Genomic DNA, 12,288 nt, shown 5'->3' on the forward strand with positions numbered 1-12,288 from the left:
TCCTCGGCTGGAGCGCCCTGGGGCGCGGTACGGCGGGCGCTGCGAGGCGCCCCGCCCGCGGGTGTGCGGGCCGGGCGCCGGTGTGCTCATGCGGGCAGCCAGCGTCGCACGCAGGCGATGAGGTCGCGTGTGTCGACGGGCTTGGTGACGTAGTCGCTGGCTCCCGAGGCGAGGCTCTTGTCCCGGTCCCCGGGCATCGCCTTCGCCGTGACGGCGATGATGGGCAGCTCGGCGTACTGCGGCATCCGGCGGATCTCGGCCGTCGCGGTGTAGCCGTCCATCTCCGGCATCATCACGTCCATCAGCACCAGTGCGACGTCGGGATTGTTGACCAGAGTCTCGATGCCCCTGCGCCCGTTCTCGGCGTGCAGCACGCGGAAGCCGTGCAGCTCCAGGATCCCGCTCAGGGCGAAGAGGTTGCGCGCGTCGTCGTCGACGACGAGGACGGTACGGCCGGCCGACGTGTCGTCGACGGAGGGCGGGGTCAGCTGCTGCTGTCCCTCGCTCCGCACGAGGGACAGCACGTCCCCGGGTTCCTCGGCGGACAGGTGCAGCGCGATGCGCTCACGCAGTTCGTCGAGGCTGGACAGCAGCTCCAGGGCGCCGCCCGCCGAGCGGGACAGCAGCGTCTCGTCCAGGGGCCCGTCCGTGGGGTGGCTGCTGTGCACCAGCACCGGAACGCTGGTGAGCGCCGAGTCGCCTTCCAGGGCCTGGAGGAAGCGGGACGCCTCGCCGTCGCGCATGCCCAGTTCCAGTACGACGCAGTGGCACGGCTCGGACGCCAGCGCACCGGCCGCCTCCTGGGCGCCGACGGCGGTGATGATGTCGACCGCGGGCCGCTGGGCGCCGTCGGTGCGGCCGTGCGTCAGGTCGGCGACCACGCTCTCCGCGACGAGGGTCAGCAGACCGCGCGAGCGCTCCTCCACGACGAGCAGGCGGCGCGGCCGGGGACCGGGCCCGATCTGGGGCACCGGCACCGAGCCGGACACGCCCTGGGGCAGGGGCTCGGCCGAGGAGCGCTCCGGCGTTCTGCCGTGACCGAGCAGTTCCTCGAAGTCGGGGCGGGCCACCGGCAGGAAGAGCGTGAACGTGCTCCCCTGGCCGGGCGCGCTCTCCACCGACACGGCGCCGCCGAGCAGTTGGGCGATCTCCCGGGTGATGGACAGGCCGAGGCCCGTGCCTCCGTACTTGCGGCTCGTGGTGCCGTCCGCCTGCTGGAAGGCGCCGAAGATCGTCTCCAGGTGCTGCTCGGGGATGCCGATGCCGGTGTCCTTGACGCGGAAGGCCACCACGGCGGCTCCCCGGACCACGCCCTCGGGCACCTCGTCGTCCGACGCGGGCTCGATGCTCAGTTCCACGCCGCCCTGCTCGGTGAACTTCACGGCGTTCGACAGGAGGTTGCGCAGCACCTGGCGCAGCCGGGAGTCGTCCGTGAGCACGTCCACGGGCGCGCCCGGGGCGGTCGTCACCGTGAAGTCCAGGCTCTTCTGCGTCGTCATCGGCCGGAAGGTGGCCTCGACGTACTCGATGAGCTGGCGCAGCGTCACCCGCTCGGGGCTGACGTCCATCTTTCCGGCCTCGACCTTCGACAGGTCGAGGATGTCGTTGATCAGCTGGAGCAGGTCGGAACCGGCGGAGTGGATGATCTGCGCGTACTCGACCTGCTTGGGCGTGAGGTTGCGGGAGGGGTTCTGCGCCAGCAACTGGGCGAGGATGAGCAGGCTGTTGAGCGGGGTACGCAGTTCGTGGCTCATGTTGGCCAGGAACTCCGACTTGTACTTCGAGGCCAGCGACAGCTGCTGGGCGCGGGTCTCCAGTTCCTGGCGGGCCTGCTCGATCTGGAGGTTCTTCGCCTCGATGTCCCGGTTCTGGGCCGCGAGCAGGGAGGCCTTCTCCTCCAGCTCCGCGTTGGAGCGCTGGAGTTCCTCCTGCTGCACCTGCAACTCGGTGGAGCGGGCCTGGAGTTCGACCGTGAGGCGCTGCGACTCAACCAGCAGCTCGTCGGTGCGGGCGTTGGCCACGATGGTGTTGACGTTGACGCCGATGGTCTCCATCAGCTGGGCGAGGAAGTCCCGGTGAATCTGGGTGAAGGGTGTGACCGACGCCAGCTCGATGACGCCGAGGACCTGGCCCTCGACGACGATGGGCAGCAGCACCAGCGCGCTCGGCACCACCTGGCCCAGGCCCGAGGAGATGGTCACGTAGCCGTCCGGCAGCTCGTCCACCATGATGGTGCGCCGGCTGCGCGCGGCCTGGCCGACCAGGGTGCGGCCGAAGGCGATGCGGGTGGGCCGGCTGCTCTCCTCCGGGTAGCCGTAGGAGCCGACGAGCCGCAGTTCGGGCCCGTTGTCACCGTCCTCGGCGAGGTAGAAGGCGCCGTACTGGGCCGACACCAGCGGGACCAGCTCGTCCATGATCAGCTCGGCGACCACGGGCAGGTCGCGGTGGCCCTGCATCAGGCTCGAGATGCGGGCGAGGTTGGTCTTGAGCCAGTCCTGCTCCTGGTTGGCCCGGGTGGTCTCGCGCAGGGACTCCACCATCGAGTTGATGTTGTCCTTGAGCTCGGCGACCTCGCCGGACGCCTCCACGTTGATCGAGCGGGTCAGATCGCCCTCGGCGACCGCGCTGGTGACCTCGGCGATGGCCCGGACCTGCCGGGTCAGGTTGCCCGCCAGCTCGTTGACGTTCTCCGTCAGGCGCTTCCAGGTGCCGGAGACACCTTCGACCTCGGCCTGTCCGCCGAGGCGTCCCTCGGTGCCGACCTCGCGGGCGACGCGGGTGACCTCGTCGGCGAACGCGGACAGCTGGTCGACCATCGTGTTGATCGTCGTCTTGAGTTCGAGGATCTCCCCGCGGGCGTCCACGTCGATCTTCTTCGACAGGTCGCCCTTGGCCACGGCGGTCGTCACCAGCGCGATGTTGCGCACCTGGCCGGTGAGGTTGTTGGCCATGGAGTTGACGTTGTCGGTGAGGTCCTTCCAGGTGCCGGCGACGTTCGGCACGTGCGCCTGACCCCCGAGGCGGCCCTCGGTGCCGACCTCGCGGGCGACGCGGGTGACCTCGTCGGCGAAGGCGGACAGCGTGTCGACCATCGTGTTGATGACCTCGGCCAGCGCCGCGACCTCGCCCGCGGCCTCCACGGTGATCCGCTGCGACAGGTCGCCGCGCGCCACGGCGGTGGCGACCTGGGCGATGGAGCGGACCTGACCGGTCAGGTTGGACGCCATGACATTGACGTTGTCGGTGAGGTCCTTCCAGGTGCCGGAGACTCCGCGCACCTGTGCCTGTCCGCCGAGGCGTCCTTCGGTGCCGACCTCGCGGGCGACACGGGTGACCTCGTCGGCGAACGCGGACAGCTGGTCGACCATCGTGTTGATGGTGCTCTTCAGCTCCAGGATCTCACCGCGCGCGTCCACGGTGATCTTCTGGGAGAGATCGCCCTCGGCGACCGCGGTGGTCACCTGGGCGATGGAGCGGACCTGGCTGGTGAGGTTGCCCGCCATGTGGTTCACGGAGTCGGTCAGGTCGCGCCAGACACCGGCCACCCCGGGCACCTGGGCCTGTCCGCCGAGGCGCCCCTCGCTGCCGACCTCGCGGGCGACACGGGTGACCTCGTCCGCGAAGGCCGACAGCTGGTCGACCATCGTGTTGACGGTCTCCTTCAGCTGGAGGATCTCGCCGCGGGCGGGCACGTCGATCTTCTGGGACAGGTCGCCCTTGGCCACGGCCGTGGCCACCTGCGCGATGTCGCGGACCTGCGTGGTCAGGTTGCCCGCCATGGCGTTGACCGAGTCGGTGAGGTCGGCCCAGGTGCCCGAGACGCCCGGCACCTCCGCCTGACCGCCGAGCGTCCCTTCGGTACCGACCTCGCGGGCCACCCGGGTCACTTCGGAGGTGAAGACGGAGAGCTGGTCCACCATGCCGTTGAAGACCTTGGCGATGTCGCCCATGAGGCCGTCCGCGTCGTCCGGCAGGCGGGTGCCGAAGTCGCCGTCGCGTACGGCGGTCAGACCGGCCAGCAGCCGTCGCAGCTCCTGGTCGCCCGGCACCGCGTCGACAACCCCAGTGCTGTCGCTGGTCATGCGCACCCTCGTTCCGCTCCCCAAGAGCCCTCGGAAGGCGAGGACTCGGAACCCACCGGACCCGATGGCGGCCCGGTTGTCGTGCAGGTACCCCCACCGTCACGGATGTGTATGTGATGTGGAAATACGCCGCAGGTTAACCCACGTTTCGAACGCTGAACAAAGCAGGAGCCGCCATCCCGGCCGAACCACGGCGCCGGGCCCCCTGCGAGCAACCCGGCACGACCCTGGCGGGGACCTCCGGTGGGAGTGTCGTCCAGGAAGGCGACGTTCCGGCCACGCCGCGCGTACGGCGTGGGAGACAGCTCAGGACGCGGCGGCGTCGTCGACCGTTTCCCTGATCGCCAGAAGCCCGTCCACACCGGTGATCTCGCAGAGCCGCCGCAGCTGCGGTGACGGCGCGACCACACGCAGGGTGCCCGACCGGTGGGTGAGGATCAGCAGATTCAGAAGCGTCGAGTCCGCGAAGGTGATGCCGGAGGCCTCGACGATCACCTTCGGATACGCCTTGGCCGCGGCTTTCAGTGTGTCGGCCAACGGCGTGATCGTGTCCATGTCGTAGGAGCCGCGGGCCGTGACGACACAGGCACCGCGCCATTCGTACTGCGACACCAGAGCCCCGCCCGAAGCGTGCGCGACGGCCGGTTCCGACAGCGACTCACTGCCGAGGTCGCGCGTGAGCGCGGGCATGCCGGCTTCGTCCCAGGGCACCTTGGGGGCTCCTTCTGTGAGTCTCCCCGAAGGGAGCACGTCATGTGTTGCATGAAAAGTATGTCACGTATCTTCGTTCCGGCAATGATGAGCCCCTAAAATGCTGCGCATGGTAGGAGTGCCCCAGCCCCACACCGGATGGACGTTCATCACCAGCCACGCTCGCGTCCTGGCGGTCATCGCCGACAACCCGAACGTCCGCATCCGTGAGATCGCCGCCCGCTGCCGGCTCACCGAACGTGCCGTCGCACGGATCATCGCCGATCTCGAGCAGGACGGTTACCTCTCCCACACCAGGGACGGACGGACGAACAGGTACCGCATCGAGCCCGACAAGGTGCTCCGCCACCCGGCCGAAGCCGGCCTCTCCGTGGCTTCCCTGCTCTCCCTGCTGGTGCAGGACGAGACCGACCGCGCCAGGGAACCGGTCGCACAGTGACCGTCACCGCGGGGTTCTCGCTCCGCCCCTGACGCGCAGCGGAGCCCTCACCCCGCCAGCAGCGCCTCGACCAGGGCGGTCATGGCGGGCCGCGGGTCGGGAGCGCCCGGCCAGCCGGTCATCAGCAGGTGGTGCGCCGTACCGACGACGGCGAGGGCCACGGTGTGCGGGACCAGGGCCTTCGCCACCCGGCCGAGCTTCTGTTCTTCGGCCAGATAACGGGTGATGGCGTCCTGGATCGCCGTGAAGCCGGGCGCCCCGCCTTCCAGCGCCTCGCGGATCCGCAGAGCGGCCGCCGGACGGGCCATGGCGACACCGGAGAGGGCCAGGCCGCCGGAGTCGAACAGCGCGAGGGCGACCGCTTCGACGTTGCGCGCCACCGCGCCCTGCCCGACGAGCCGCGCCAGTTCCCGCGCCTGAGTCGCCGTACGCGCGAACCGGTCGAGGCAGAGCTCGGCCACGAACTCGTCGAACCCCGCGAAGTGCGCGTGCAGCAGTCCTTTGGCGCAGCCCGCCTCGGCGGTGACGGCCCGACTGGTGAGGGCACCCGGCCCGCCCTGCTCCACGACACGCTCGGCGGCCGCGAACAACCGCTCGCGCACGTCCGGCGTCGCCACGCCACGCGGTGACACGCTTCCTTCTCCTCTTCACCCGGCGGGCCCCGACTTCACCACGACAGGCCCGACTCCCCGGATTCTACCGGGGATTGCATGAATGGGCACACGCCCATACCGTATGGGCGCACGCCCATTCTCTGTCGCCCACCGCAGGAGGCTCTCGTGCCGGACATCGTCAACATCGATCAGGAACAGGCGTGGAACGGTCCCGAGGGCGCCCATTGGGCACGCCACCAGGACCGCTGGAACGCCGTGAACGGAGGCTTCGACGAGCCACTGCTGAACGCCGCCGGGATCAGCGCGTCCGACCGGGTCCTCGACCTCGGGTGCGGCTCGGGGCAGACCACACGCCTCGCCGCGCTGCGGGCGCCCCGCGGGCACGCGCTGGGTCTCGACCTCTCCGCTCCGATGCTGGCCGCGGGGCGGTCCCGCGCGGAACGTGAGGGGATCACCAACATCTCCTTCGCCCGGGGCGACGCCCAGGTGCACCCCTTCGAGCCGGGGGGCTTCGACGCGGCGATCAGCCGCTTCGGGGTGATGTTCTACGCCGACCCCGTGGCGGCCTTCCGCAATGTCCACCATGCCCTGCGGCCCGGCGGGCGCCTGGCGTTCGTCTGCCCGGCCGAGGCCGGCCTCAACGGCTGGGTGACGGCGATGGCGTCCCTGCGCGGCGTGCTGCCGGTGGGTGACTTCGGGAAGCCGGGGCTGCCCGGCATGTTCTCCCTGGCCGCTCCCGAGCGGGTCCATGACGTCCTCGGCGCGGCCGGCTTCACCGGCATCGGCCTCGACCAGGTGCACAGCGACGGGGTGTGGGGACAGGACGCCCAGGACGCGGCGGACTTCCTGCTGGGCACGGGCCCCGGCCGGCACCTGATGGAACAGGCCGACGCCACCGCGCGGGCCGGCGCCCGACGCACCCTGACGGACCATCTGCGCGACCATGTGGCAGCGGACGGCACGGTGCGGCTGCGCAGCACGGCATGGCTGGTCACAGCGGACGGCTGAACCCGTCACATCGCCGGGCCGATAATCGGTTGCTCGATGAAGAGCGACCCTCGTCGCCGTACGGGAGAGGCCTGCGCATGAGTACGCCACCATCGCCGCCCGAAGGGCGTCGGACCGACGGACCGCCCGTCCGGGTCGGAGTTCTCGCTCCGCTGACCCGGCCCGGCTGGGCCGAGGCGGGCCACCAGCTGCTCACAGGCCTCGAGCTGGCCGTCCGCGATGTCAACGACGCCGGGGGGATCGTCGGCAGGCCACTCGAACTGCTGGTCCGGGACACCGCCGCCGATCCGGAGAAGGCCAGGGCGGCCGTCGAGGAGCTCGCCCGCCTGGGTGTGGCCGCCCTGGCGGGCGAGTACCACAGCGTCGTCGCCCGCGCCGCCGCCACGACGGCCGACGCGCTCGGGCTGCCCTTCCTGTGTTCGTCGGCGGTACTCGACGCGCTCACCGAAGAACCGACCGCCCGGGTCGCGCGGCTGTCCCCGCCGCAGTCCCGCGGCTGGCGCGCCTACGCCGACTTCCTCCTCGGCGCGGGCCGCTCCCGGATCGCCGTGGCCGCCGAGCCGAGTGTCTACTGGGCGTCCGGGACTCACATCCTCCGGGAGTACGTCGTTCCACGCGGGGGCAGTGTCATCGAACTCGACGCCCGTGCCCTCGCCCCCGCGGCCCTGTGCGACGCGGTGGCGGACAGCCGCGCTACGACACTCCTGTTGCTGGTGGGCAACCCGGAGCCCGCGGTGTCGATCGTCAGGTCCGTCCGCAGCGACCGGCGCCTCGCCGAGGTCCTGATCGGCGCTCCGGCCGGACAGCCGGAGTTCGCCGCATGGGCTCGCCTGCTGGGCGACGACGGCGCCGCGATCCCGTTCCTGCGGTACCTGCCCGGGCGTCTCGGCCCCCTGGGCATCCGAGTCGAGACGGACTTGCGCCGGCGCCTGGCCGGAGCGCCCTCCTTCGTCGCCTTCGAGGGCTACGACACCCTCACCGTGCTCGCCGCGTTGCTGCGGTCAAACGGCACGGACCGGGCACGCATCGCCGCGGCATGGCCGCACGTCACGGTCGAAGGCACCCGCGGACGGATCCGGTTCTCCCGCGTGCCGGACACCGGCGTGTGGCAGTGGGCCGACGCGCCGATCCAGGTCGTCGACCGGGATCCGGCGGCACCCGACCGCTTCCGGGTCCTGTACACCGGTTGAGAGGCGGGGACTTCCGGGTTTCTCCGGTGACCGGCCCCGTCGAGGGAGCCGGGTCCCGCATGAATTCCTACCGAGGCCTTATGACACTTTCACGTCCAGGGTGCCTAATGGGGATTCAGGGTGGGTCCACGGGAGGCGTTCGAGCATGATGGCTGCCGTATCTCGCGTCGATCGCACCGGACCGGGCGGCCGGGCTGCCGCCGCCGTTTTCGGTGCCGGGGCCGCGGTGCTCTTCGATGTCGTCCGTTCCGTCTGCCGCTACGGTGTCGACGTCGCCGCGACCCTGGCCGTCTTCGCCGTCGCCACCGGCAGCGCGTTCGCACTCGACCGGCTCGTACGCCGGCGCCCGCCGCCCTGGTGGCTGCGCCGTCTCCTCACCCGTGTGTGCGCCCTCTTCCTCGGTGCCGTCGTGGTGCTCGCGGCCGTGGGAAGTGTCCTCCTGGCGGCCACACCCGGGGTGGCCGACGCCGAGACCCGGGTGCGTGCGCAGGCCGCCGCCCACGCAGTGAATGACACCGGTGCGTCCACGCCCCCGAAGGTGGCCGCGGCGCTGGTGGCCACCGAGGACGCCCGGTTCTGGCACAACCCCGGCATCGACCCGGTCGGCGTGCTGCGCGCGCTGGTGGAGTGGGCGCGGGGCGACGGGGGCGACGGCGGAGGGGCCACCATCGAGCAGCAACTCGCGAAGATGCTCTACACGGACGGTCAGCGCACCCGCCGCGACCAGCTGGAACAGGTCGCGCTGGCCGTCAAGCTCGCTCACGCCTACCCCAAGAGCGAGATCCTGCGGATGTACCTGTCCACCGCGTATTTCGGCCAGGGCTACTACGGCCTGGACGCGGCCGCGCACGGGTACTTCGGGAAGAGCCCCGCCCAGCTGGACTGGCCCCAGGCCGCGCTCGTCGTCGGCCTCGTCCAGGCGCCCTCCGCCTACGATCCCCTCCACCACCCCGCTCTGGCCGAGCAGCGCCGCGCCGAGGTGCTGCGCCGCCTGGAGGCCGTCGGCGACCTCACCCCACGCCAGGTGGAGGCCTTCTCCGCCGCGCCGTTGGGCGTCTGACGCCGGGCCGGCCGGCGGTGGTCAGGAGAGCGACGTCGTCCCCTACATGACGGCCTTGTACCCCTGCCAGCCCGTCGCGATCTTCGTGCGGCCGCTGAACGACCCCTTGCCGTCACCGCTGTTGCGGTACAGGTCGCCACCTGTGTCGCGCGAGAGGAGGTCCGTCCTGCCGTCGCCGGTGATGTCACCGACCGCGACAACAGCGTTGTAGGAGGCGCCCCAGTTCGAGAACACCTTCACGCGCGCCTTGAACGTGCCGCTGCCGGTACCCGCGTACCGGTACAGGTTGTTGGACTTGTCCTGGGCGAGCAGGTCGCCGATGCCGTCGCCGTCGAGGTCACCGGCCCCGACGACCTTCTTGTACGACTTCCAGTCGTCGTACAGCTTCACGCGCGTCGACAGCGTGCCCGTACCGGTGCCCTTGTACAGGTAGACCGTGCCGGTCGAGGCGTTGCGGGCGATCAGGTCGGGGCGGCCGTCACCGCTCACGTCGCCGGGCGTGGTCAGCACGTCGTACTGGGTCCAGCCGGAGGCGGAGAGGGTGGTGTACGGCGTCGAGGGCGTCACCGCGGCTCCGCACGCCGGGCGGTAGGCGCGCAGGGCGCCGCTGCTCGGCCGGACCAGGACGTCGTTGCAGCGGTCGCCGCTGAGGTCGCCGAACGGCACGAACCTGGAGGTGGTGGGCCATCCGGCGCCGGAGACCTTGCCGGACAGCGTGCCCGACCCGGTACCGCGCTGGATGGTGAGGGCGCCCGAGGCATTGAGGGTGAGGATGTCGCCGACGCCGTCGTTGCCCGCGTGGTCGCGGGGCGCCGCAGCCCCGGCCGTCACCGCGACACTGCCGGAGAGGCCGAGGGCGGTGCCCTGGCCGTCGGCGGGCTGGGCGGTGAGCGTCCAGGTGTAGGTGCCGTTGGTGACCGGGCGGCCCGTGGCGTCCTTGCCGTCCCAGGCAGCCTTCAGCAGACCGCGGGCCTCGGAGCCGGACAGGGTCCGTACGGTGGCACCGGACGCCTTGTTGCGGACCGTCACCTTCCAGGCGGCGGCGGGCTTCGACAGCCACCAGCTGCCGGACCAGCTCGCCGCCCCTGACGTGACCGTGGAATCGATGGCCGACAGCGCCGACGTGGGAACGCCGGCCGGCACGAGGTGGACGCGCTGCTCGCGGTCGGCATAGGCGACGCCGCCGCCGAAACGGTCCACCGTCCAGTTGAGGCCGGCCCTGAGCTGGTCCTGGCCGATGTCGGTCCAGTCGGCCGGCTTGCGGCTGGGCAGCTCCGTGTGATCGCCGCTCGACGGAAGCCCGTTGTGCAGGTCGATGAGCTTCAGCCCGCTGCCCGACTGGGAGCCGCCGACGCGCTCGACGAGATAACCGTCACCGAGGAGGACCCGGCCCTCCGGGGCGGTGGCGGTCCGCTTGGCCGTACGGTCGTAGACGCCCGAGCCCTGCACGTCGCCCCAGTGGTCGACACAGGTCCAGTACACCCAGCGGCCGACGGCCTGGAGGTCGGACGGAGTACAGCCGTTGCGGGTGGTGAAGGACTCCACGGCCGTACCCGACGGGAGTTCGGTGGCCGTGACCTTCCCTCCCGTGGCAGCGCCGCTCCACAGCGTGTCGCCCCAGACCGCGGCGGCGACCCGGTCCCGCTTGTGCAGCACCTTGCCGGCGGCACCGTCGGCGAACTCCCCGATGTACTGCGTGCCGGAGGAGGCGCCGTCGACGACCGCGTAGCGCCCGGAGAGGCTCTTGAGCTGCGGGGTGGAGTCGCCCGTGTCGAGGGTCGGGCCCCAGTCCTTGGCGCCGTTGGCGCGCAGCATGGTCAGACCGGACTCGGTGGCGTTGCGGCGGCCGTGGCGGCCGGTGCCGTCGGCGAACATCGCCAGGCAGTGGCCGGCACCGGCGTCGCAGTCGCCTTCCCACCCGCCGACCAGTCCGTCCACGGTCGCCTTGGCGACGCTCGGGGTGCCGCTCGTCGCGAACCAGGTACTGCGGTAGGCGCCGATGATCGTGCCGGGTTCGTACAGCGTGCTGTTGTCGGCCGTGGTGAGGATGCCGCTGCCGAGCGAGAGGCCGTCGACCTGCGCCGGCATCGGCTGCACGGCGGTCAGACGCTTGCGCATGACCGTTCCGTCGCCCGCCCGGTAGACCTGGTACACACCCCAGTCGAGGTCACCCTGCTCGACGTTTTGCGCGGCGCCCGCCACCAGGACCGAGCCGTCCGGTGCCTGAACGAGTCCGTGCGCGGCCGGGTCCATGACCTTGGTCATGTCGGTGCCCGTGGTACGGGAGGAGAGGGCCCACAGCGGCTGGCCCCGGTACTTGTTGTCGCCGGGTGCCACCGGTTCGAGGCCGAGGAGCTTGTCTCCGACGATCCCGTACGCGGCCTGGTAGGTCAGGGAGCCCGTGTCGAAGGTACGGGGCGCGGTGGACGTCTTGTCCCGGTCGTACAGGTCCGCCTTGCCGCGTCCGGCACGCAGTCGCAGGATCGAGCGGGTGCCCAGCCGGAAGCCGCTCACCTCCCAGGCGTCCCCGCCCTCGACCCGGTCGGGCAGGTAGCCGAAAACACCGAGGGAGAGCTCGATGACGCCCCAGTGCCGCTGGGTCCCCTCGCCGTCGGCGAGGTCGTAGCGGACGATGACGGACCGCGCGTCGCCGTCCTCGACCACCACGTCGGACGCCCCGGCCGGCAGGCCCTGCACGGGCGTCCGTACGACGTCGCCCCCGTCCCGCACGCGCGCCAGCTGGTAGGCGTTCGGGTTGCCGTCGACGCCGCTGGTGCTGGTGAGAACGGTGTCGCCGAAGGTGCCGCGGTAGGTGTGGCCCTCCGGCACCGGCACCACGGCGGTGCCGCCCGAGGTTCCCGCGCCCCGGAGCAGAGTGACCCGCGCGTCCTCCTCGGAGTAGAGGGCGACCGTGTCGGAACCGTCCCCGTAGTAGCCCGGCTGGAAGGACGCGGCCTCACGGAAGTAGCCGCTGTCGATGTCGTACGGCACCGGGACGTCCAGCCGCTGCTCCAGCGCGGTCGTGGTGCCGGTGGCGTACTCGGTCCACAGGAGCCGGTCGTCGCCCTCCTGTGCCCAAAGGAACCCGCTGTTCCCCGCATTGAGGATCTGCGTGGCCCGGGGAACGGCCCGTGGAGCGGCGGGCAGCACGAACTCACCGGCCGTCTGCGTCGGTTGCGGCGCG

General features: G+C 71.3%; 8 protein-coding genes. 4 read left to right on the forward strand and 4 right to left on the reverse strand.

Annotation, left to right across the window (positions count from 1 at the left end; translation table 11 throughout):
* Positions 1–86: 86 nt before the first annotated feature.
* Both AB0I06_RS33310 and AB0I06_RS33315 read right to left on the reverse strand, forming a co-directional pair.
* The gene (locus tag AB0I06_RS33310) at positions 87–4,082 is read right to left on the reverse strand and encodes a HAMP domain-containing protein (RefSeq protein ID WP_363122598.1); all 3,996 of its coding nucleotides are present in this window, start codon (positions 4,080–4,082) and stop codon (positions 87–89) included.
* A gap of 306 nt (positions 4,083–4,388) precedes the next feature.
* Complete coding sequence (locus AB0I06_RS33315) at positions 4,389–4,793, reverse strand: STAS domain-containing protein (RefSeq protein WP_363122599.1); 405 nt, start codon at positions 4,791–4,793, stop codon at positions 4,389–4,391.
* Between the two features lie 109 nt (positions 4,794–4,902).
* On the opposite strand from AB0I06_RS33315, the gene AB0I06_RS33320 reads away from it, so the two are divergent.
* Positions 4,903–5,232, forward strand: a complete 330-nt coding sequence (locus AB0I06_RS33320; protein WP_363122600.1) for a helix-turn-helix domain-containing protein — start codon at positions 4,903–4,905, stop codon at positions 5,230–5,232.
* Positions 5,233–5,279: 47 nt separating this feature from the next.
* Here AB0I06_RS33320 and AB0I06_RS33325 read toward each other — a convergent pair whose 3' ends face one another.
* Entirely contained in the window at positions 5,280–5,864 is a 585-nt protein-coding gene (locus AB0I06_RS33325; RefSeq protein ID WP_363122601.1) for a TetR/AcrR family transcriptional regulator, read from the reverse strand.
* A 147-nt stretch (positions 5,865–6,011) separates the two neighbouring features.
* Between AB0I06_RS33325 and AB0I06_RS33330 the strand changes: the two genes are divergently transcribed.
* The 3 genes from AB0I06_RS33330 to AB0I06_RS33340 all read left to right on the forward strand — a co-directional run bounded on the left by AB0I06_RS33330 (position 6,012) and on the right by AB0I06_RS33340 (position 9,104).
* Entirely contained in the window at positions 6,012–6,854 is an 843-nt protein-coding gene (locus tag AB0I06_RS33330; RefSeq protein WP_363122602.1) for a methyltransferase domain-containing protein, read from the forward strand.
* Between the two features lie 77 nt (positions 6,855–6,931).
* Complete coding sequence (locus tag AB0I06_RS33335) at positions 6,932–8,044, forward strand: ABC transporter substrate-binding protein (RefSeq protein ID WP_363122603.1); 1,113 nt, start codon at positions 6,932–6,934, stop codon at positions 8,042–8,044.
* A gap of 148 nt (positions 8,045–8,192) precedes the next feature.
* Positions 8,193–9,104: a biosynthetic peptidoglycan transglycosylase gene (locus tag AB0I06_RS33340; RefSeq protein WP_363122604.1), complete on the forward strand. Its 912-nt coding sequence runs from the start codon at positions 8,193–8,195 to the stop codon at positions 9,102–9,104.
* 42 nt (positions 9,105–9,146) lie between these two features.
* Here AB0I06_RS33340 and AB0I06_RS33345 read toward each other — a convergent pair.
* The coding region (locus AB0I06_RS33345) for an FG-GAP-like repeat-containing protein (protein WP_363122605.1) at positions 9,147–12,288 on the reverse strand (3,142 nt) is incomplete at its 5' end.

It is taken from the genome of Streptomyces sp. NPDC050674 (assembly GCF_040654575.1).
Lineage (GTDB): Bacteria > Actinomycetota > Actinomycetes > Streptomycetales > Streptomycetaceae > Streptomyces.

Bases quoted from the DNA above. Each gene is read 5' to 3' on its own strand.
- AB0I06_RS33320 (WP_363122600.1), top strand. From the start codon at position 4,903: ATGGTAGGAGTGCCCCAGCCCCACACCGGATGGACGTTCATCACCAGC.
- AB0I06_RS33335 (WP_363122603.1), top strand. From the start codon at position 6,932: ATGAGTACGCCACCATCGCCGCCCGAAGGGCGTCGGACCGACGGACCG.
- AB0I06_RS33340 (WP_363122604.1), top strand. From the start codon at position 8,193: ATGGCTGCCGTATCTCGCGTCGATCGCACCGGACCGGGCGGCCGGGCT.
- AB0I06_RS33310 (WP_363122598.1), bottom strand. From the start codon at position 4,082: ATGACCAGCGACAGCACTGGGGTTGTCGACGCGGTGCCGGGCGACCAG.